This is a genomic window from Micromonospora sp. PTRAS2 (genome assembly GCF_054052245.1).
This window is the reverse complement of record NZ_JBSWBU010000009.1, coordinates 41,419-62,883: the sequence shown is the minus strand read 5'-3', so window position 1 is coordinate 62,883 and position 21,465 is coordinate 41,419. Positions and strand designations below refer to the sequence as shown.

16 protein-coding genes are annotated in these 21,465 nt (G+C 75.4%); 8 read left to right on the top strand and 8 right to left on the bottom strand.

The window, feature by feature from the left end; translation table 11 throughout:
* Positions 1 to 116: 116 nt before the first annotated feature.
* The 7 genes from ACVMYR_RS24730 (at position 117) to ACVMYR_RS24700 (ending at position 6,224) form a co-directional block, all read left to right on the top strand.
* A complete protein-coding gene (locus ACVMYR_RS24730) occupies positions 117 to 590 on the top strand; it encodes an ArsR/SmtB family transcription factor (protein ID WP_457122885.1) in 474 nt (157 codons plus the stop codon).
* On the top strand, positions 587 to 1,234 hold the full coding sequence (locus ACVMYR_RS24725) for an SRPBCC family protein (RefSeq protein WP_353902265.1): 648 nt from the start codon (positions 587 to 589) through the stop codon (positions 1,232 to 1,234). The genes ACVMYR_RS24730 and ACVMYR_RS24725 overlap by 4 nt, the downstream gene beginning before the upstream one ends.
* A 173-nt stretch (positions 1,235 to 1,407) precedes the next feature.
* Positions 1,408 to 1,959: an NADAR family protein gene (locus ACVMYR_RS24720; RefSeq protein ID WP_198956563.1), complete on the top strand. Its 552-nt coding sequence runs from the start codon at positions 1,408 to 1,410 to the stop codon at positions 1,957 to 1,959.
* A gap of 88 nt (positions 1,960 to 2,047) precedes the next feature.
* Positions 2,048 to 2,563 carry an NUDIX domain-containing protein gene (locus ACVMYR_RS24715; protein WP_457122884.1) on the top strand — a complete coding sequence of 172 codons (516 nt, stop codon included), beginning with the start codon at positions 2,048 to 2,050 and terminating at the stop codon, positions 2,561 to 2,563.
* Between the two features lie 152 nt (positions 2,564 to 2,715).
* Positions 2,716 to 4,122, top strand: a complete 1,407-nt coding sequence (locus tag ACVMYR_RS24710) for a selenium-binding family protein (RefSeq protein WP_457122883.1) — start codon at positions 2,716 to 2,718, stop codon at positions 4,120 to 4,122.
* A complete protein-coding gene (locus ACVMYR_RS24705; protein ID WP_091277589.1) occupies positions 4,119 to 4,775 on the top strand; it encodes a hypothetical protein in 657 nt (218 codons plus the stop codon). The genes ACVMYR_RS24710 and ACVMYR_RS24705 overlap by 4 nt, the downstream gene beginning before the upstream one ends.
* A 78-nt stretch (positions 4,776 to 4,853) precedes the next feature.
* On the top strand, positions 4,854 to 6,224 hold the full coding sequence (locus tag ACVMYR_RS24700; RefSeq protein WP_457122882.1) for a molybdopterin-dependent oxidoreductase: 1,371 nt from the start codon (positions 4,854 to 4,856) through the stop codon (positions 6,222 to 6,224).
* A 104-nt stretch (positions 6,225 to 6,328) separates the two neighbouring features.
* Here ACVMYR_RS24700 and ACVMYR_RS24695 read toward each other — a convergent pair whose 3' ends face one another.
* From ACVMYR_RS24695 to ACVMYR_RS24685, 3 genes are all read right to left on the bottom strand, one after another.
* Positions 6,329 to 8,395, bottom strand: coding sequence for an ABC transporter ATP-binding protein (locus ACVMYR_RS24695; RefSeq protein ID WP_457122881.1), 2,067 nt, complete (start codon positions 8,393 to 8,395; stop codon positions 6,329 to 6,331).
* Positions 8,396 to 8,616: 221 nt separating this feature from the next.
* Positions 8,617 to 10,368 carry a M28 family peptidase gene (locus ACVMYR_RS24690; RefSeq protein WP_396790607.1) on the bottom strand — a complete coding sequence of 584 codons (1,752 nt, stop codon included), beginning with the start codon at positions 10,366 to 10,368 and terminating at the stop codon, positions 8,617 to 8,619.
* A 212-nt stretch (positions 10,369 to 10,580) separates the two neighbouring features.
* Positions 10,581 to 12,239 (bottom strand): FAD-binding dehydrogenase, encoded by a 1,659-nt coding sequence (locus tag ACVMYR_RS24685; protein ID WP_396790605.1) that lies wholly within the window; start codon positions 12,237 to 12,239, stop codon positions 10,581 to 10,583.
* 101 nt (positions 12,240 to 12,340) lie between these two features.
* Between ACVMYR_RS24685 and ACVMYR_RS24680 the strand changes: the two genes are divergently transcribed.
* Positions 12,341 to 13,534 (top strand): PucR family transcriptional regulator, encoded by a 1,194-nt coding sequence (locus ACVMYR_RS24680; RefSeq protein WP_457122880.1) that lies wholly within the window; start codon positions 12,341 to 12,343, stop codon positions 13,532 to 13,534.
* A 276-nt stretch (positions 13,535 to 13,810) separates the two neighbouring features.
* Here the strand turns inward: ACVMYR_RS24680 and ACVMYR_RS24675 are convergent, their stop codons facing one another.
* The 5 genes from ACVMYR_RS24675 to ACVMYR_RS24655 are packed head-to-tail and all read right to left on the bottom strand — an operon-like array spanning position 13,811 to position 21,412.
* Complete coding sequence (locus tag ACVMYR_RS24675) at positions 13,811 to 16,837, bottom strand: hypothetical protein (protein WP_457122952.1); 3,027 nt, start codon at positions 16,835 to 16,837, stop codon at positions 13,811 to 13,813.
* 38 nt (positions 16,838 to 16,875) lie between these two features.
* Positions 16,876 to 17,988, bottom strand: a complete 1,113-nt coding sequence (locus tag ACVMYR_RS24670; protein WP_457122879.1) for an ATP-binding protein — start codon at positions 17,986 to 17,988, stop codon at positions 16,876 to 16,878.
* A 12-nt stretch (positions 17,989 to 18,000) separates the two neighbouring features.
* Entirely contained in the window at positions 18,001 to 19,500 is a 1,500-nt protein-coding gene (locus ACVMYR_RS24665; RefSeq protein ID WP_457122878.1) for a VWA domain-containing protein, read from the bottom strand.
* Positions 19,497 to 20,906 carry a hypothetical protein gene (locus ACVMYR_RS24660; protein ID WP_457122877.1) on the bottom strand — a complete coding sequence of 470 codons (1,410 nt, stop codon included), beginning with the start codon at positions 20,904 to 20,906 and terminating at the stop codon, positions 19,497 to 19,499. The genes ACVMYR_RS24665 and ACVMYR_RS24660 overlap by 4 nt, the downstream gene beginning before the upstream one ends.
* A complete protein-coding gene (locus ACVMYR_RS24655) occupies positions 20,906 to 21,412 on the bottom strand; it encodes a hypothetical protein (protein ID WP_396790597.1) in 507 nt (168 codons plus the stop codon). Before ACVMYR_RS24655 ends, ACVMYR_RS24660 begins: the two co-directional genes overlap by 1 nt.
* Between the last annotated feature and the right edge of the window lie 53 nt (positions 21,413 to 21,465).

The following is a 21,465-nucleotide window of genomic DNA, read 5'->3' as shown; positions in this document are numbered from 1 at the left end:
CCTCCACGTCCACCCTTCACCCTCCATACGAACGGGACCGGCCGGGATCGACACGCCGCCCGAGGAGTTTTTGGTCAACCTCGGCTTATATAAGGCAGCTCTGATATAAGAGGTGGGTGCATGCCTTCGACGTGCTGGGCGAGCCCGTACGCCGGCGGATCCTCGAACTGCTCGCCGAGGGCGAGCGGAGCGCCGGGTCCGTCTGCGAGGTGATCCGGGCCGAGTTCGGCATCTCCCAGCCGGCCGTGTCCCAGCACCTGCGGGTGCTGCGCGACAGCGGCTTCGCCACGGTGCGCCCGCAGGGGGCCCGGCGGCTGTACGCGGTCAACCCGGAGCCGCTGCGCGAGGTCGACGACTGGCTCGGCCACTTCCGCCGGTTCTGGACCCCGCCCCTGCACGCCCTGGCCACCGAGCTGGCGCGGGGCCGCCGGGAACGCCGCCTCGCCGCGGAAGCCGACAGACCCGGGAAGCCCACCGGGGCCACGGCGTCCGCCGAGGCCACGCAGGCCGCCGGGGCCCAGGAGGCCGCCGGGCCCCCGGCGTCCGCGGCACCCGAGAACGAGAGAGCCGAGAAGAGGAGACCAGGATGATCGACGCGACGCACCAGATCAGTGCCGTGGAACGTCGGGTGGGCAGCCGCGTGCTGCCCGCCGGGCAGGCCCGGGTCATGACCATCAGTCAGACGTACGACGCGCCGGTCGAGGACGTCTGGGACGCCTGCACCAACGCCGACCGCATCCCGCGCTGGTTCCTGCCGATCAGCGGGGAGCTGCGGCTGCACGGCCGGTACCAGTTCGAGGGCAACGCGGGTGGCGAGGTGCAGCGCTGCGACCCGCCGGAGAGCTTCGCCGCCACCTGGGAGATGGGCGACCAGGTGAGCTGGATCGAGGTGCGGCTGTCCCCGGAGCCCGGCGGCCGGACCCGGTTCACGCTGGAGCACGTCGCGCACGTCGACGACGCGATCTGGGACCAGTTCGGCCCGGGGGCGGTCGGGGTCGGCTGGGACATGGGGCTGGTCGGGCTGGCCACCTACCTGCACTCCGGGGACGGCGGTGACGACAACCCGGCCGCGCGGGGCGCCGAGTGGGCCGCCTCGGCCGAGGGCCGGGAGTTCCTGGTGACGGTCAGCCGACTCTGGGGCGAGGCGAGCGCGGCGGCCGGCACCGATCCGGCCCAGGCCGCCGCGGCGGCGCGGCGGACCACGGAGGCGTACACGGGGGCCCCGGCCGGCTGACCGCCGGGGCCGGCGGCCGGCAGGTCCGCTCGGCAATCGGCCCGGCAGGTCGGCCGGGCCGGCAAGTACCACGGCCGGCGAGGGCCGGACCCGGCCGGGCGGGTCGACCCGCTCAGGCCGGCCACGGGTAAACCGGCGGCGCGGTGTCGGGGGCGTTCGGCAGACTGTCGGCCATGTCGCCCCGCTCAGTCGCCGATCTGCTCGCCCTGGGCGACGCCGGCACCCGCGTCCGCTACCTGCACTTCTGGGGGCACCGCCCCCGGCCGGACGGCACGGCCGGGGCCGGCTGCCTGAGCCAGTGGTGGCCCGCGCCGTTCACGGTGGACGGCCGGGTCTACGCCACCGCCGAGCACTGGATGATGTGGCACAAGGCCATCCTGTTCGGCGACCACGACACGGCGGCACGCGTCCTCACCGCCGGGCACCCGCAGCGGGCCAAGGCGCTCGGGCGCGCGGTCCGCGGTTTCGACGAGGCCGCCTGGGCGGCGCACCGGTACGACATCGTCGTGGCCGGCAGCGTCGCGAAGTTCGCCGCGCACGACGACCTGCGCGCGTTCCTGCTCGGCACGGGCGAACGGGTGCTGGTCGAGGCGAGCCCGGTGGACCGGGTGTGGGGCATCGGCCTGGCCGCCGGCGACCCCGACGCGCAGGACCCGGCCCGCTGGCGCGGCGACAACCTGCTCGGCTTCGCCCTGATGGCCGCCCGCGCCGCCCTGCGCCCCTGACCCGCCCCCACCAGCGCCCCGCACTGCCCCGGCCAGCCGGCTGGCACCCGGGCCGGAGGCGCGCGGCCGACGCGGTAACGTGCCGGGCGTGACCGGCGCACCGTACTCCCACTGTTCCTACTGCGGCGCGGGCTACCCGGCGGCAGCCGACTGGCCCCGGGTGTGCGCGGCCTGCGGCCAGACCGTGTGGCGCAACCCGACGCCGGTGGCGGTCGCGGTGCTGCCGGTGCGCACCGACGCCGGCCTCGGCGTGGTCGTGGTCCGCCGGGACATCGAGCCCGCGCGCGGGCTGCTCGCCCTGCCCGGCGGCTTCATCGAGTACGGCGAGGCGTGGCAGGAGGCCCTGGTGCGGGAGCTGCGGGAGGAGACGGGGCTGGTGGCGTCCGCCGACGACGCGCAGCTGTTCGCGGTGCACGGGGCGCCGGCGGGCGGCACCATGATGGTCTTCGGGACGCTGCCGGAGCAGGCCGCCGGGCAGTTGCCTCCGTCGGCGCCGACGGAGGAGGCGACCGAGTGGCTGGTCGTCACCGAGCCGGTCGAGCTGGCGTTCTCCACCCACACCCAAGTGCTCGCCGACTTCCTCGCCGCCCACCGGCCAGTCTGACGGGCATCCGGCCGACTGTCGCCTCCTGAGGGGTGGGACGACCACGCCGGCACACTACCCACATAACCTATCGGGTTAGTAGGCTGCTCTCGCCCGCGGCCGCCTCGGCGTGCCCGCACCTGGAGCCGCCCACCACCCGACCCGGAGACCCGATGACCCGCTGGACCCCCGACCCGTCGTTCTACCCGTCGCCGCGCGAGGCCGCGCAGGCCCCGGCCGAGAAGCTGGCGTACGTCGCCGCGTTCGACCGCGCCGCCGAGCGGCCCGACGCGCTCGCCGTGCTCGACACCGACCCCGACTCCCCCGAGTACGGGCGGGTGGTCGGCTGGACCGACCTGCCGCACACGGGCGACGAGCTGCACCACTTCGGCTGGAACGCCTGCAGCAGCGCGCTCTGCCCCACCGCGCCGCACCCGCACGTCGAGCGCCGCTACCTGATCGTCCCCGGGCTGCGCTCGTCGCGCGTGCACGTGTACGACACCAAGCCCGACCCGCGCGCGCCGAAGCTGGTCAAGGTGATCGAGCCCGGGGAGCTGGCCGAGCGGGCCGGATACTCCCGCCCGCACACCGTGCACTGCGGGCCCGACGGCATCTACCTGTCCGCCCTCGGCGGGGCGGGCGACGCCGACGGCCCCGGCGGCATCGCGATCCTCGACCACACCACCTTCGACGTACGCGGGGCGTGGGAGGCCGACCGGGGCCCGCAGCACCTCGCGTACGACTTCTGGTGGCACCTCAACCACGACGTGCTGGTGACCAGCGAGTGGGGCACCCCGTCGATGATCGAGGACGGGATCGTCGGCGAGCTGCTGCTCGGCCGCCGGTACGGGCACGCGATCCACTTCTGGGACCTGGCCAGGCGGCGGCACGTGCAGCGGGTCAACCTCGGCGACGCGTACCAGATGCCCCTGGAGCTGCGCCCCGCGCACGACCCGACGCAGACGTACGGCTTCGTCGGCGTGGTGATCAGCGTGGAGGACCTGTCCGCCTCGATCTGGCTGTGGCACCGCGACGGCGAGGCGTGGGCCGTGACCAAGGTGATCGACATCCCCGCCGAGCCGGCCGACGCGGCGGACCTGCCCGACCTGCTCAAGCCGTTCGGGGCCGTGCCGCCGCTGGTCACCGACATCGACCTGTCCGTGGACGACCGGTTCCTCTACGTCTCCTGCTGGGGCACCGGCGAGCTGCGCCAGTACGACGTCAGCGACCCATTCCACCCGGTGCTGACCGGCTCGGTGCGCCTCGGCGGGATCGTGCGGCGCACCCCCCACCCCGGCTTCCCCGACGAGCCCCTGGCCGGCGGCCCGCAAATGGTGGAGATCAGCCGCGACGGCCGCCGGGTGTACGTGTCGAACTCGCTCTACGGCTCGTGGGACGACCAGTTCTATCCCGACGGGGTGGGCGCGTGGCTGGCCAAGCTGGACGTCGATACCGAGGCGGGCGGCCTCACCCCCGACGCCCGGTTCTTCCCGCGCGGCGAGGAGTTCCGGGGGCTGCGGGTGCACCAGACCCGGCTGCAGGGCGGCGACGCGTCCTCCGACTCGTACTGCTTCCCGTGACCGCGACGACCTGGCTGACGCTGGCCGGGCTCGGCGCGTTCCACGGGCTGAACCCGGCCATGGGCTGGCTGTTCGCGGTGGCCCGCGGGTTGCAGGAGCGCAGCCGGCGGGTGCTGCTGGCGTCGCTGCCGCCGATCGCGCTCGGCCACCTCGTCTCCGTCGGCGTGGTGGCCGCGCTGGTCACGGCCACCCGGTCGGTCGCGGCGAGCACCGCCGTGGCGGTCGCCGGCGGCGTGCTGCTGGTCGGGTTCGGGCTGTGGCGGCTGCTGTCGCGCCGGCACTTCCGCTGGGCCGGGATGCGGCTGTCGAACGCGCAGCTCGCCGGCTGGTCGTTCCTGATGTCGTCGGCGCACGGGGCGGGGCTGATGCTGCTGCCGGTGCTGCTCGCCGAGCCGGTCGTCGGCGGCGGGCACGCCGGGCACCTGGCGGCGGCCGGGGCGCTGCCGGGGCAGGCCGCTGCCGGGGCGCTGCCCGGGCTGGCCGCCGCCGGGGTGCACACGGTGGCGATGTTCGGCGTCGCGCTGGCCGCCGCCGTGGTCGTGTACGAGGTGCTCGGCGTCGGCGTGCTGCGGCGGGCGTGGTTCAACGTGGACCGGCTGTGGGCGGGGGTGCTGGTGGCCGCCGGTGTGGTGACGCTGGTCGCGGCGACCTGAGGAGCACCGCCGGCGACGCCCCGCCAACTCCTACTGGTTCAATAGGAGTTAGCTGTCGCCGAGCCGGAGGGAACCCCGATGCCGCACCACCTGTCGCACGACGAGGCCGACCACGACGCCCGGCGGGCCCGCCAGTGGCTCGCCGGGCGGGCCCGGGGCGCGGGAGTCCCCCGCCCGCGCCTGCTCGAACTCGGCGCGGCGATGACCGCCCTCGCCGCCGCCGCGGCCGAGCGCGAGCCGGTCGCCGTCGCACCCCAGCCGGTCGGCACCGACCCCGGGGCGACCGACTCCGGGGCCGCCGGGCCCGGCTCCGGGTCCGGCGCGACCGACTCCCGGCCCGCCGCGGACGCGGGCGACGGCCCGCCCGGCATCGTCAAGCCGCTGCCGCCGCAGCTGTTCGCCCGGCACGACACCAACGCCGAGATGCGCTGGGAGGCGATGGCCGGGCAGGGGTACGTCGTGCCGACCGACCGGTTCTTCGTCCGCAACCACACCCACACCCCGCGGATCGACGCCGGGACCTGGCGGCTGAGCCTGTTCGGCGACGGCCTGCGCGGCGCGCCCACCCGGGACCGGCCCGTCGAGTTCGGCTACGACGACCTGCGCGGGCTGCCCGCCGAACGGGTCACCGCGCTCGTCGAGTGCGCCGGCAACGGCCGCCGGTTCTTCGCCGGTCAGCAGGGCCGGCCGACGCCAGGGGTGGCGTGGGGGCTCGGTGGCGTCGGCGTGGCGCACTGGCGGGGCGTGCGGCTCGCGGAGGTGCTGCGCCGGGCCGGGCTGACCGGCGCGGCCGTCGACGTCATGCCGGAGGGGCTGGACCCGGAGTACGTCACGGGCGGCGTGAACCTGGGCCGGGTCCGCCGCCCCCTGCCGGTCGGCAAGGCCCTCGACGACGTGCTGCTGGCGTACGAGATGAACGGCGAGCCGTTGCCGCCCGACCACGGCCACCCGGTGCGGGTGGTGGTGCCCGGCTGGATCGGCGTCTCCTCGATCAAGTGGGTCGGCCCGGTCGAGGTCTCCGCGACCGCCCTGTTCTCGCCGTGGAACACCCAGCTCTACCGCATGTTCGGCCCCGGCTACCCGGCCGACGGCGCGGCGCTGGGCGCGCAGTCGGTGAAGAGCGCCTTCGAGCTGCCCTGGGACGCCCGCGTCCCGGCCGGCGCGGAGGTGCTGCTGCGTGGCCGGTCCTGGTCGGGGGCGGGCCCGATCCGGTCGGTGCAGGTGCACACCGGCGACGGCGGCTGGCGACCGGCCGAGCTGGTCAGCGCCGACGCGGGCGGCCCGTGGCAACGCTGGACGGCCCGCTGGCGGCCAGCGGGGCCCGGCCCGGTGACGCTGCGCGCGCGGGCCACCGACGCCACCGGCGCCGGCCAGCCGGGCCGGGCCCGGCACAACGACCTCGGGTACCTCTTCGACGGCGTCGTCCGGCACCCGGTGACGGTCTGCTGACGCCACTGTCCCGGCGGCCGGTGCGCGGCGCTTCCGGTGTCGACGGCCGGTGCGCGAAGCCTTCCTGTCGCCGGCCGGCACGGCGGCGCCTTCGAAGGCGGCGGTCAGGGCGGCGGGGCGACGCCCTCGGTGTCGGCGACGTAGCCGCTGGCCTGGAGGTGGAACAGCTCCCGGTAGAGCCCGTCGGCGGCGACCAGCTCGTCGTGGGTGCCCTGCTGCACGAGTCGGCCGCGTTCCAGCACGAAGATCTGGTCGGCGTGCCGGACATTGGCCAGCCGGTGGGTGATCAGTACGACCGCCCGGTCCGGACGCCGCCGCAGGTGCTGGAAGAGGGAGTGCTCCGCGCGGGCGTCGAGCGCCGCCGACGGCTCGTCGCAGATCAGCAACGGGGCGTCCCGGTAGAGGCCACGAGCGGCGACGAGGCGCTGCCACTGGCCGCCGGAGAGGTCGTGGCCGTCCTTGAACTCGCGGTCGAGCAGCGTGTCGTACCCGAAGGGCAGGCCGACGATCATGTCGTGCGCGGCGGCGGCCCGGGCAGCGTCCTCCACGCTGGGCCCCCGGTGCCCGGCGGGCCGGTCGTGCCGGCCCACGCGGATGTTCTGCCCTGCGGTGAACGGGAACTTCCACCACTCCTGGGTGAGCACGGCGACCTGCGCGCCGGCCTGGCGCGGGTCCAGCTCGGCCGCGTCGACCCCGTCCCAGCGGATCGTCCCGCCGGTGGGCCGGTACAGGCCGGCGATCAGCTTCGCCAGGGTCGTCTTGCCGGAGCCGTTCTCGCCGACGAGGGCGACCACCTGCCCCCGGCGGACGGCCAGGCTGACCTCGTCGACGGCCGGCCGGTCGGTGTCCGGGTACCGCAGGCTCACCCGGTCCAGCTCGATGACGTCGAACCCGCCGGTCGGCCGGTCACCCCCGGCGGCGGTCCGGCCGACCGCGCGGTCGAGGAAGTCCCGGTAGTCCTGGTAGTAGAGGGCGTCCTCGTAGAGCGAGTTGGTGGCGAACACCGCGACGCCGAGGCTGGACCGCGCGGACTGCAGGGCGATCAGCGCCGTCGCGGCGGCGGCCAACGCCACCATGCCGGCCAGCAGCAGGCCGGCGAGGACCGCGTACACGCCGAAGGTGGCCAGGCCGGCGGTGGCGGTGCCGAGCACCCTGGTCCGGGTCTGGACGCGGACCAGGCGCAGGTGGGCCCGCGTCTCGGTGGCCATCATCTTGCGGTATTCGCCGAGCAGGAAGTCGCGCATCTGGTACGCCCGGATCTCGGCGGCGGTGTGCCGGTTGGCCATCAGGTTGGCCAGCATCCACATCCGGCGACGACGGTTGAACCGGGCCAACATCTCCAGGTATTGCCGGCGGGCCGTCTTCACGGCGGTCGCGGCCTCGGGCACGGCCGCCAGCAGCAGGCAGGGCAGCAGCAGCGGCTGGATCACGGTGACCGCCGCGGCGGTGGCGAGCACCCCGACCACACCGGTGATCAGGTTGACGGTGTGGTCGACGACGAACGCCGCCTCCGTCACCCCGCGTTCGCGGGCCCGGTCCATCTCCTCGGCGAACCCGGCGTCGTCGAACGCGGCGAGGTCGACGGCCGTGGTCGCCTCGAACAGCCGCAGCTCGACCTGGTAGTTGATCTGCGGCGTGAGGCGGGCCTGCGCCCAGCCGGCCGCGATGGTCAGCGCGCCCTTGGCCGTCACGGCCGCCGCCGCCAGGGCCAGGGCCGGCAGCGCCGCCCGGATCCGGTCCGGCGTCGGGCCCGCCGCGAACAGCTCGCGCAGCACGCCGGTGGTGGCCAGCAGGCCGAGGGTGGTCATCACCCCGGCGGCCACGTTGAGCCCGATGGACGCGGCCGTGTCCCGGCGGTTGGTCGCCCAGGCCAGGGCGACCGCCTCGCGGACCAGCCGGGGCAGCCGGCGGGCCACCGCCCAGAAGGTGGTGTGGGCGAACTCGGTCGCATGGTGCATCCACGCCCGGTCCTCCAGCTCGGGCAGCACCGACGCCTCGGCGGTGTCGGGCGCGCCGCCCGCCGGCGCGGCGCCCTCCGCCGTTCCGCCCGCCGGCGCGGCGCTTTCCCGCGCGGGGTCCCCCGGCGTGGGGGTCGTGCCGGGGGCCGTCGGCCTGGGCTCGGCGGGGGTGGTGGCGTCGGGTGATCGGCGTTGGCGGACGGCTCTCTTCACGGGCACCTCCGAGGCGGGCGCGGGCCGCGCGACCGGCGGCACACCGACGACCACCGGGAGCCTACTGTGCGCGACCGATCGATGTCAGCACGTCATCGGTATGTCGAACACGTGTCGCAACCCGATCCCCGGCCGGCGCGGGGCGGCTCTCGCCACCCCGCGCCGGTGAGAAGGGAACCCTGCTATACCGCAGGCGTTAACAAGGGGCCCTTCCTTGCACCTCAGCTGGCGGTGAGGGTGACGTCGTCCACGACGAAGCTGGTCTGCAGCGACGAATCCTCGACGCCGGTGAACGTCAGGGTGACCGTCTGGCCGGCGTACGCGGCGGCGTCGAAGGTGCGCTGGGTGTAGCCGCTGGCCTTGTTGAGGTTCGAGTACGTCGCCAGGGTGGTGCCGCCGACGGCGACGGTGAGCTTGTCGTACTGCCTGATAGAGGTGGTCTCGGCGGTGTCGATGTGCAGCCAGAACGACAGCGTGTACGTGGCGCAGCCGGCCGGGACGGTCAGCGACTGCGACAGCGTCTGGGTGCGGCTGCCGCCGTACCCGCCGAGCCACGCCTTGTACGAGCCGGCGTGCGCGGCCTGGCTGGCCGAGTTGGTGATGACGCCCGAGGACGCGGTCCAGACGGTGGCGCCGCTCTCGAAGCCGGAGTTGCCGACCACCTGGCCGCCGGCGCAGCCGCCGGTGCCGGTCACGGTGACGCTGTAGGTGGCGGTGCGGGTCGCCGAGCCGGTGCCGGTGACCGTGATGGCGAAGGTGCCGGTGACGGCCGACGCGGAGGCGGCGATCGTCATCGTGGACGAGCCGCCGGAGGTCACCGACGACGGGCTGAACGACACGGTCACCCCGCTGGGCGCGCCCGTGGCGGACAGGGCGACGGTCTGGGCGCTGCCGGAGGTGGTGGCGGTGGAGACCGTGGCGGTGGTGGAGGCGCCCCGGGCGATGCTGCCGGACGTCGGGCTCACCGCGACGGAGAAGTCATTGGTCGGGGTGCCGCCGCCGACGGCCTGGTCCCAGATCGCGTACGCGATGCCGTCGGCGCTGCGGTTGAGCCCGGTGGCGTTGATGTTGCTGGTGGTGTCGCAGGCCCGGTGGTAGCACGGGTCGTAGGACGAGCCGGCGGTGCCGCCCCACTTGGTGGCCTGCGCGGAGGTCTTGGTGGCGCTGGCGCCCATCGCGTACCCGGAGGTGGGGATGCCGGCCTGCTGGAAGGAGTAGTCGTCGGAGCGGCCCTGGCCCTCGACGTTCTCCTCCGGCGACAGCCCGAGGGAGTCCCAGTACGCCTTCAGCGGCGCGGCCGTGGTGGAGGTGACCCGGTTGATGAAGTAGCCGCCGTTGGTCGAGGCCACCATGTCGAAGTTGTAGTAACCCTTGATGTAGCCCTTCTGGGTGGCACTGAGCGAGTTCACGTAGAACTTCGAGCCCTGCAGGCCCTGCTCCTCGCCGTTCCACCAGGCGAACCGGACCCGCTTGGTCAGGCTCGGGTTCTGCTGGGCCAGCACGAGTGCGTTCTCCAGCAGCACCGACGAGCCGGAGGCGTTGTCGTTGATGCCCGGGCCGGCGGTGACGCCGTCGAGGTGCGCGCCGAACATGATGACCTGGTCGGCGGGGGCGCCGCCCGGCCACTCGGCGATCACGTTGTTGCCCGAGTAGGTGCAGCTGGTGCAGGTCTGCTCGGTGACCGTGTAGCCGGCGGCCTGGAGCTTGCCCTTGACGTAGTTGACGGACGCCGTGTAGCCGGCGGAGCCGGAGCGACGGTTGCCGCCGTTGCTGGTGGCGATGCTCTGGAACTGGCTCAGGTGGGCCTGGACGTTCGTCACGGAGATGTCCGGCGCGGCCAGCGCCGCGACGGCCGGGGCGGCAGCGGGGGCGGCGGGGACCTCGGCGGCGGTGGCCGGCAGGGCCGCCGTCGACGTGGTCAGCGCGAGGGCGGCGGCGAACGCCAGGCCCGCTGTCACTGTGGTGCGTCTCATGGGTGCTCCTCGGTGCAGGTAGGGGGTGTCGTGCACCTGGGCGTGACCGGACCCCGCTCGCGAGGGTGGGGCGGGCGGGGTCCGGCGGCGTGGCGAGGGGGCGCCGCGACGTTCGTTCCAGGGAAGGAAACACTTACACGCGTCGATTCAGCGGTCAATATCCATCATGGTCATACTGATCCGCTGATCACCCCAGCTCGGGGCGCGATCCGTCAGCGGGTCGCCGCGGCGGCTGCCCGGCCGGCCTGCCGACCCGAGAAGAGGCAGCCGCCGAGGAAGGTGCCCTCCAGCGAGTTGTAGCCGTGCATGCCCCCGCCACCGAAGCCGGCCACCTCGCCGGCCGCGTACACGCCGGGCAGCGGCTGCCCGTCGGGGCGCAGCACCCGCCCGTCCAGGTCGGTGTGCAGGCCGCCGAGGGTCTTGCGGGTCAGGATGTTGAGCCGCACCGCGATCAGCGGCCCCGCCGCCGGGTCCAGCAGCCGGTGCGGCGGGGCCACCCGAATCAGCCGGTCCCCCCGGTACGCCCGCGCACCCCGGATCGCCGTGACCTGGGCGTCCTTGCCGAACGGGTTGGCGATGGCGCGGTCGCGGGCCTCGACGGTCCGCCGCACCCGGGCGGCGTCCAGGGTCGGGCCGCCGTCGGGGGCGACGAGGTCGTTCATCCCGGCCACCAGGGCCTCCAGGGTGTCGGCGACGACGAAGTCCGCGCCCCGCTCCAGGAACGCCGCCACCGGGGCCGGGGTGCCGGCGCGGGCCCGCTCGATCACCTGCCGGACGCTGCGGTTGGTCAGGTCCGGGTTCTGCTCGGAGCCGGAGAGCGCGAACTCCTTGGCGACGATCCTCTTGGTGAGCACGAACCAGCTGTGGTCGTGGCCGGTGGCGCGCAGGTGGCGCAGCGTGGCGAGGGTGTCGAAGCCGGGGAACAGCGGCGCGGGCAGCCGCCTGCCGGTGGCGTCCAGCCACAGCGACGACGGCCCCGGCAGGATCCGGATGCCGTGCTGCGGCCAGATCGGGTCCCAGTTGCGCAGCCCCTCGACGTAGTGCCACATCCGGTCCGGGTTGATCACCTGCCCGCCGGCTGCCTCGGTGATGCCGAGCATCCGCCCGTCGACGTGGGCGGGCACGCCCGAGACCATCCGCTTCGGCGGGTCGCCGAGCCGCGCCGGCCAGGCCGCCCGCACCAGGTCGTGGTCGCCGCCGATGCCGCCCGAGGTGACGACCACGGCCTGCGCCGCGTACGCGAACTCGCCCACCTCGACCCGGGAGCTGGGCGCGCCGCGCGGGACGTCGCTGGGCTCCAGCACCGCCCCGCGTACGCCGGTGACGGCCCCGCCGGTGGTGACCAGGCCGTCGACCCGGTGCCGGAAGCGCAGCCGCACCCGGCCGGCGTCCACCGCGGCGGCCAGCCGGCGGGCGAACGGCTCGACCACGCCGGGGCCGGTGCCCCAGGTGACGTGGAACCGGGGCACCGAGTTGCCGTGCCCGTCCGCCGCGCCGCCGCCCCGCTCGGCCCAGCCCACCACCGGGAAGAGCCGGTGCCCCATCGACCGCAGCCAGGACCGCTTCTCCCCGGCGGCGAAGTGCACGTACGCCTCGGCCCACCGGCGCGGCCAGTGGTCCTCCGGGCGGTCGAACGCGGCGCTGCCCAGCCAGTCCTGCCAGGCCAGCTCCACCGAGTCGCGCACCCCCATCCGCCGCTGTTCGGGCGAGTCGACCAGGAACAACCCGCCGAACGACCACCACGCCTGGCCGCCGAGGTTCTGCTCCGGCTCCTGGTCCAGCAGCAGCACCGTCCGGCCCGCGTCGGCGGCCTCGGTGGCGGCGACCAGACCGGCCAGGCCGGCCCCGACGACGATCACATCCGCATCCATGCCGGAACCCTACGGACCCGGGTGCCAAAATCAGTGGTACGCGGAAGCAGGTTTCGCGCCCGGAACTGTCATCCGGATGACAAACGCGAGGGGGCGGCGCGGTGGCGGAGAACCTCGCCGAGTTGGAGCCCCGCCTCGGCGGGCTGCCCCGGCACGTCGGCGAGCGGCTGCGGGCCGTCCGGGCGGCGCTGCACGAGCGGACCCTCGACGCGGTCCGGGCCACCATGCGCGAGCAGGGCCGGTCGCTGACCGGTAAGCAGGGCCGGGGCCTTGCCCTGGGCGTACGGACGGCCGTGGACGCGTTCGTGGCCGCCGTCGCCGAGCCGACCCGCCCGCTCGCCGACACCCGGCAGGTGTTCCACGCGCTGGGCCGCACCGAATACCAGGAGGGGCACCGCGTCGACGCGCTGCGCTCGGTGCTCACCGTGGGAGCCCGGGCCATCTGGGCGTTCCTCGTCGCGCCCGAACGACCGGACCGGCTGGCCGCCGACGAGCTGTACGTGATCGCCGCCGCACTGTTCGGCTACACCGACACCCTCGCCGGGGCCGCCGCCGAGGGCTACCTCGACGAGCAGCGCGACGCCGCACACGACTGGATCGTCGTCCGCCGCAGGCTGATCACCCTGCTCGTGCAGCCCGACCCGCCCGCCGACACCGCGCTGCACTCCGCCGCCGAGGCCGCCCGCTGGCCGCTGCCCGCCACCGTCGCCGTGATCAGCGTCGACGGCTCCGACGACGAGCACCTCGCCCGCGCCGTCGGCGGCGGAGCCGTGGCCACGGTCATCGACGAGGCGGTGCGGATCGTGCTGCCCGACCCGGACGCCCCGGGCCGGCTCGCCGCGCTGCGCCGGGCCCTCACCGGCCGGCGGGCGGCCCTCGGCCCGACCGTGCCGGTGCGGCAGGCCCGCGCGTCGTACCGGCTGTCGCGGCGGGCGCTGCGCCTGCACGCCGCCGGGGCGCTTCCCGCCGACGGCGTCGTGGACTGCGACGCGCACCTGCTCACCCTGCTCACCCACTGGGAGCCGGGGCTGACCGACCGGCTCGTCGCCCGCGCCCTGGCCCCACTGGCGCCCCTCGGGCCGGCCGCCCGCCGGGCCCTGGCCGAGACGCTCGCCACCTGGCTGGACACCCAGGGCCAGGTGGTGGAGACCGCCCGGCTGCTGCACACGCACCCGCAGACCGTCCGGTACCGGATGCGCCGGCTACGGGAACGCTACGGCGCGGACCTCGACGACCCGGACGCCCGGCTCGCCCTGCACCTGGCACTGCGCCACCACCTGGGCCGCCGCCCCTGACCGCCCGCCCTGGCTCACCTGTTGCCGGGGCGGCCCCGCGGACTAGCGGGGCGGCCCGGCCGGCGGGGCGGGCTCGCGGAGCGGGGCGGCTCGCGGGGCGGGCTCGCCAGGTCGGCGACACGGGGGTGTCCTGCGACGGGGATGCCCCGATGTCGCCGACCTGGAGTCGATCATCCGGCTCGTCGCCCGGGCGGCATGGACCGGGCGGCATGGACCGGGCGGCATGGACCGGGCGGCATGGACCGAGCGGCGGGCGGGCCGCCCGGGTCGGAACGGTCAGGCCGGCAAAGCGAGCAGGGCCGCGAGCGCGTCGGCGGTGGCCGGGTACGCCGTGAGCAGCCCCCCGGCCCCGACGGCGACCGCCGAGCCGGGGCCGCCCGGCCCGAGGCCGCCCGGTCCAGAGCCGCCCGGCCCGGTCCCGCCCGCACCGGTGGTCCCGCCCGGCCCGAGGCCGCCCGAGCCGGTGACGGCTGGGTCGAGGGTCCAGCCGCCCGCGCAGCCGAGCAGCTCCGCCACGGCGTCGCAGGTCGCCGGATGGCCCGCCAGCAGGTCGACCAGCGGGCCGGGCGCGACAGCCGCCGATCCCGCCGTCACCGGTCCCGGGACAAGCGCCCCGAGGGCGAGCAACCCGCCCGCCGCCGACCCGCCCGCCGGCCGGGGCGCCCACGGGGGCACCCAGGCGTCCAGGACAGGTAGGGCCGCCGGAAACGTGCGGCCGGCCTCGCGGACCAGGGTCGGCACCAGCTCGCCGGCCTGGGCGCGCAGCGTGGTGATCAACGTCGGCAGCCACGGCAGCAGCACCGGGTCGGGCAGCCGGGCGAACGCCGTGGACATCACCTCCACCACGAACGGCGCCAGCCCGGGCACGGGCTCCAGGGCCTGCACGAACCCGCTGAGGTACTGCGGGAAGGACGGCACCACCAGCGGGTTGGCCAGCAGCTCGGCGCTGCGGGCGCGCAGCTGCGCCAGGGGCAGCAGGCCGAGGTGGTGCTGGGCGGCCCAGTGCAGCGCCACCCGGGCCGGCGCCTCCGGCCGGGACTGCCGCACCGCCAGTTCGAGCTGCGTACGGTCGCAGCCGAGGGACAGCGCGAGGCTCTCCATGCCGAACAGGAAGCCGAGCATCGCGCCCACCTGCCGCACCCCGGTCTCCGCGTCGACGAACGCGGTGGGCAGCAGCGTGCAGTACTGGGCGTACCCGGTGGTGACGAACGCGGCGCACCAGGGCGGCAGGGTCGGCTCGGTGGCCCGGTAGTGGGCCAGCAGCCGGCGGATGCGGCGCAGCACCTCGGGGGCCTCGTCGACGGTGCGCTCGGCCGCGAGCAGCTCCACCGCCCGGGTGCCCAGCTCGTCGACGAGCCGGCGGCCGTCGAGCAGCAGGAGCGCGTCCTCGACGGCTTCGAGTGCGACGGCGGCGGTGGCCCGGGGCCCCCACGCCCGGCGGCGCAGCCGCTGCTCCAGGACCTGCTCGACGGTGACGCCCTCGTAGCCCAGCTCGATCAGCGCGCGCTGGTTGCGGCCGAGGGCGAGGTCCCAGCTCTCCTGGGTCGACCGTTCCCCGAGCCGGCGCTCCCCCATGATCGGGCGGACGGCGTCGCGGGGCAGCAGGTGGCGCAGCCGCCACAGCAGGTCCGAGCAGCCGGCCACGGCCGGGTCGGCGGTCAGGTCCAGCAGGGCCCGCTGGATGGTGCGCTTGTCCAGGTCGAGCCCGAGGGGGGCGAGCCGGTCGAGCACGTCGCGGGCCAGCGGGGGCAGGGCGTCGTACCCGACCTGGCCGATGCGGTCGCCGCCGAGCAGGATCTCGCAGAGCCGGCGCACGTCGCGCCGGCCCGGGACCACGTCCTTCTCGATGCAGGTCACGGCCGCGTCGGCGAAGTCGTACGGGGTGGGTCGGGCCCGGTTGCGCAGCCCGGCGAGCAGGATCGACGTCTCGAACACGGCGATCGCGTCGGCGGTGCTGGCCAGGTAGCCGTTGCGTCGGGCCAGCCGGACGATGTCCACGCACCAGCCGCGCAGCTCCGCCTCGTCGAGCTCGTCGAGGACCGGCGGCCGGGCGAGGAACCCCGACAGTCGATCGGTGACGGGCTCGTCGGCGGCTTCGGCCGGGGTGGCCCTGCGGGCCCGGCCCTTCGCCGCTCTGCCGCCGGCCTGCCCGGCCAGCCGGAACGGGGTCACCCCGGAGCGGGACACCGCCTTGGCCCAGGTGGCCGCCGCGATCGAGACCGAGCCGGGCGCCAGCCCGAACTGCGCCTCGATGGCGGAGTGGCTAGACGGGATCAGCCCGTACAGCCAGCGGGTGGCGGTGCGCGGGCTGATCTCGTACGGCGCGGCGTCGGGCCCGGTGCCGAACTGTTCGACGGGGCTCGCGGCGTGGAACGCGCCGCAGACGTAGAGACAGTCGGTCGGGTCGACGCCGGAGTCGGCGAGGTGCTGCCGCATCCGGGTCCACATGTAGCGCTCGCGTTCGACGTCGCGGTCGAGGCGGTCGGCGTCGCTCGGGCGCAGCCGCCGGAACAGGCTGCCGATGAGGACCATCACCTGCCGGTACGTCTCGTGGTCGGCGGCGACGAGGGGCTGCTCGACGTACTGGTCCCACCACTCCGACCAGTGCCGGACCTTGCCGTGGTGCAGCAGGTAGGCCTCCAGCTCGGCGAAGCGGGGCCGCAGGTCGCCGATCTCCACGCCGACGGCGTCGCCGTGCAGCGCGGCCTCCTCCTCGGCCGCCGCCGGGGCGTCGGGGGTGCCCGCCGGCCCCTCGGCCGGGTCGCGGGGCGCCCACTGGAAGACGTGGTCGACCGAGCGGTCCACCAGCACCAGCTCCACGCCGGGGGTCTCCAGCGCGTACGCGATGGCCTGGTATTCCGCCGACGCCTCGGTGATCGGGGCGACGACGCTGAGCGGGGCCCACTCGGCGGGGAACCCGTCGAGCTTCGACGCGAACGCCTGCACGGCCACCGGGAGGCGGCAGTTGCGCAGCTCCCCCAGCAGGGGCTGCAGGTCCTCGCACAGCTCCAGGTAGATCACCTTCGGTCGTTTGGCGCGCAGCCGGCGCGCCATCGCCAGGGCGGAGGCCGGCGAGTGGTGGCAGACCGGGAAGATCTCCAGCCGCTCGCCGAGCGCCCGGTCGACGTCGTCGATCATCCCGGTGAGGATCTCCGCGAGCGCGCCGGGGCTGCCGGCGAAGGCCGCGGCGGCGTCGGTGAGCTGTCCGCGCAGCGCGTCGAACGCGCCGGGGCCGCCGGCGGGCGGGACAGCGACGCCGGCGGGCGGGGTGGGGACCGGCGCGACGACGCCGGGTGGGTGCACCCCGGGAGCCGCGCCGGGCGGGGTGGTCGTCGGGCCGGTCACGACAGGGTGGCGATCGCCTGGCGGCCGCCGTCGAGGAAGCCCTCCCACGGGCCGCCGTCGGCCTTGGCCCGGGGCTCCACCACGCCGTGCAGGTATTTGTTGAGGATCGCCAGGTCCTCCGGGCTGCGCCGGGCCAGCGAGCCGACCAGCGAGCCGGCGAGGGTTTCGGCGCGCAGGGTGCGGTCGCCGAAGAACTGGCTGTGCAGGATGGCGTCCTCCAGCACGCCGATCTGCTCGGCGGTGGACAGCGCCGACTCCAGCTTCTCGTCGTCGCTGGTCGCCGACGCGGCGGCGGCCCGCAGGTCGGCGAAGCTCTGCAGCAGGATGTCCAGCAGGGTGGGCGGGACGTCCAGCTCGATGCGGTGCCGGCGCAGCAGCTCCTCGGTGCGGAACCGGACGATCTCCGCCTCGCTGCGCTTGTTGGTCACCACGGGGATGCGGACGAAGTTGAACCGCCGCTTCAGCGCCGAGGAGAGGTCGTTGACGCCCCGGTCGCGGCTGTTGGCCGTGGCGATGATCGAGAAGCCGGGCCTGGCGAAGACGATGTTGTCGGCGTCCAGCTCGGGAATGGCGACGTACTTCTCGGACAGGATGGAGATCAGGGCGTCCTGCACGTCGCTGGTGGAACGGGTCAGCTCCTCGAAGCGGCCGATGACGCCCTGCTCCATCGCGGTCATGATGGGCGACGGGATCATCGACTCGCGGGACTGCCCCTTGGCGATGACCATGGAGACGTTCCACGAGTATTTGATGTGGTCCTCGGTGGTGCCGGCGGTGCCCTGCACCACGAGGGTGGAGTTGCCGCAGATCGCGGCGGCGAGCAGCTCGGCGAGCCAACTCTTGCCGGTGCCCGGGTCGCCGATGAGCAGCAGGCCCCGGTCGGAGGCGAGGGTGACGATGGCGCGTTCGACGAAGCTGCGGTCGCCGAACCACTTCTGGGTGACCTCCCGGTCGAGGCCGTCGGCCCGCTCGGAGCCGAGGACGAACAGCCGTACCATCCGGGGGCTGAGCCGCCACGAGAACGGCTTCGGATCGGTGTCGACCGACTCCAGCCAGGCCAGCTCCTCGGCGAACGTGACCTCGGCGGGGGCGCGCAACATCTCGGACATGTCAGGGGTCTCCTAGGTGAGGAAGTTCTTCAGCTCGAAGACGAGCTTGCGGATGTGGCCGGAGATGACCGGGGTGCCCAGGTCCTTGAAGCGCTGCCGGAACCAGGGGTTGACGATCTGCGTGCCGGAGCTGTTGACCGAGCCGACCGGGATGAACTTCACCCCGGAGCGGTGCACCGCCTCGATGCCGTCGAACAGCGGCTGGGAGCGGTCGAACTCGTAGAAGTCGGAGATCCAGACCAGCACGGTGTTGCGCGGCTCGGTGATCTTCGGCCGGGCCATGGCCATCGCCACCGGGCCGTCGTTGCCGCCGCCGAGCTTGGTGCGCAGCAGCACCTCGAACGGGTCGTGCACCCACGGCGTCAGGTCCAGCGCCCGGGTGTCGTACGCGATGAGGTGCACGTCGACCTTGGGCAGGCCGGCGAAGATGGACGCCAGGATCGTGCAGTTGACCATCGAGTCGACCATCGAGCCGGACTGGTCGACGACCACGATCAGCCGGGCCGGGGTGGTGCGCCGGGCGGTCTGCCGGTAGAAGAGCCGGTCGACGTAGAGGCGCTGGTCCTCCGGGCTCCAGTTGGTGAGGTTCTTCCAGATCGTGCGGTCCAGGTCGAGGTTGCGGAACACCCGCTTCGGCGGCACCGACCGGTCGATCGTGCCGACGCTGGTCTGTTCGACCTGGGTGCGCAGCACCTCGGCGACCTCGTCGACGTACCGGCGGATCAGCGCCTTGGCGTTGGCCAGCGCCACCCCGGACAGGTTCGACTTGTCGCGCAGCAGCTGCTCGATCAGCGACATGCTCGGGGTGAGCTTCGCGGCCAGCTTCGGGTCGGCGAGGACCTCGCGCAGGTGCATCCGGCGCACCAGGTCGCCCTCCAGGCCGGCCAGCACCCCGCCGAGGCCGCCGCCGTCGCGCCCGTTGCCGGCCTGCCGGCGCAGTTCGCCGGGCTCGCAGCCGAGCGCCCGCTCGAACCAGCCGGCGTCGGACTGCCACCGGGCGAGCTGGGTGGCGCTGACACTGCCGCCGCCGGTGGCGAACACGTTGAGCAGCAGCTTCGACACCAACGCGGCCCGCCGCACCTCCGCCCCGCCGGCCGGCGGGGCGGGCCCGTCGCCCGGTGGCACCGCCTCATCCGCGGGCGGGGCAACCCCCTCACCCGCCGCAGGCTCGGGACCAGGCGAGGGCTCGGGCGGGGTGAGCAGGCCGGTCAGCTCGCCGGCCAGGTCGGGGAAGCGCTGCACGACGGTGTCGACGGAGACCGACGGGTCCAGCAGCGCGGCCGGCAGGCCGAGGTCGTCGACGACGGCGACGCTCGCCGCCTCCAGCGCCGGCTGCTCCTCGGGGTCGAAGAGCCGGGCCAGCAGTCGCCAGTAGAGCACCTGCCGGCGGTTGGCGTCGGGGTTCACGGGCGCGCGCGCGGCGTCGTCCGACCCGGGAGCGGGCAGGCCCGCAGCGGCGTCGCCGGGCCCGGGAGCGGGCGTGCCCTGCGGGGTGTCGGGGGTCGTGGTCATCGGCGCAGCAGCCGTCCCGCGCGTTCCCGCAGCACGGCGACGGAGTCGCCGGCCTTCGCCTCGGCCTTGGCGACCTTCGCGTCGGTGGGGCCCTGCGCCCAGTCGCCGGTGTGCGCGGCGACGGTGGCCCGCTTGACGGTGCTCTGCACGGCCAGCGGCTGCACGGTCCACCGGCCGGCGTCCCAGCGCAGCAGGCCCAGGCAGGCCGTCGAGGCGGCGACCAGGGCGGGGGTGAGCGGGCCGCAGGTCGGCAGCCGGTCGATGTCGACCGCGATGCTCGCCCCGTCGACGGTGAGCCGGACGTCGTCGCCGGTGGTGTCGACCGCGTAGCCCTCCAGCAGCACCGGCTCGGCGACGGCGACGGGGTGCCGGTCCAGCGGGGGCGTCGGCGCGGCCAGCGCGGCGGGCAGCAGCACCCGGGCGGTGGCGAACGGGTCGGCGGGCTCGCCGGCGCGGGCCTGCCCGTCGCGCCACCACAGGTCGCCGCCGGCCAGCGGCAGGTCGGTCACCTCCAGGGCGCGGCGCTCGGCCAGCGCGGCCAGCAGGACGGGGTGGTCGGCGAGCAGCCGCCACAGCGCCGGGCCGACGATCGTGTCGACCTTCGTCGCGGCGACGGCGGTGCGGACCAGCCGCGCCGGGGCGCCGCCGGACGGTTCGAGGACGCCGTGCACCTGCACCTGGACGGCGGTGGCGTGCTCGTGCACGTCGACGCCGAGCACCAGCAGCCGGCCGGAGACCCGCTCGGCGGCGGCCGGGTCGGCCACGCCCGCGGTGTCCTGGGCGAGCAGCACGGCGCGGGCCCACAGGTCGGCCCAGCGCCGGGCCGGCACCGCCGGCATGGTGGCCACCGGGCAGGACGCGGCCAGCTCGCCGGCCAGGCCGTCGAGGAGCACGGCGAGGCGGCGCAGCGGCGCGACGGCTAGGGTCGCCTCGACCGGCCGGCCCCCGGCAGCGGCCAGGTCGTGGCCGACCCCGCGCCAGCCGGTGATGGCCAGCTCGGTCAGCCAGGAGCGGGCGGCGGCCAGCGGGGCGGCGGCCCCGTCCGGCAGCGGCCCGGCCGCCGGGGCGGGCGGCGCGGCGCGCTCCCGGCCGAGCGCGGCGTCGGCGGCGGCGAGCAGGGCGTCGTGGGCCGCGCCGAGCAGGGCGGCGCGGGCCCCGGCCAGGGCGGCGAGGTGCTCGGCGGCGGGCACCCCGGCGGTGACCTGCGCGACCGCCTCGGCGACCCGGCCGCCCAGCGGGGTGACCGCCAGGGCGGCGGCGACGTCGCCGAGCGCGGCGAGCTGCGTCTCGCCGGGGCGGGCCAGGCCGGCGACCAGGGCGTCGTCGAGGCCCGCGACCACGTCGAGGGCCGCGTCGACGCCGGCCGGCGCGGCGTCGACCAGCGCGGTGAGCTGGGCCCCGCGCATCAGCGGCCCGCCCCGGTCGCCGGGAACCAGTGCAGCTCGGGCAGCGGCCCGTCGGCCGCCGGCAGCTCCAGGTAGGCCAGGTGGCGCAGGAACCGGCTGAACACGACCGCCGCCGGGGTGGGCTCGTGGTGGCCGTCGATCCCCCGGAGCAGGTCGCCGCCGGTCTGCGCCCCGTCGGGCGCGTCGATGCGCAGGTAGCGGGCGACGCGGGCGACGCCGTACTGCAGGACGGCCTCGTCGAGCAGGGCGTGCAGGTGCTTGCAGGGCGCGCCGCGCAGGCCGCCGCAGGGCCGGTTGTTGTTGGTGGAGCAGTGGAAGGCGTGGGTGCCGGCGGCGATCGAGGAGACGTAGACCCGCTCGATGTCGGAGCCGCTGGACACCACCCCCTGCAACCGGCCGTCCGCCAGCTCGACGAAGGGGACCTTCGCCAGCTTGCGGGGACGCACCGCGGGCAGCACCGGCGCGAGGCTGCGCCGCTCCCACGGTGCGTGCTGCGTCTGGGGCACTGCGACCTCCGTAACCGGTGCGCCCGCGGGCGCGCCGACTGGGGCGCCGGCCG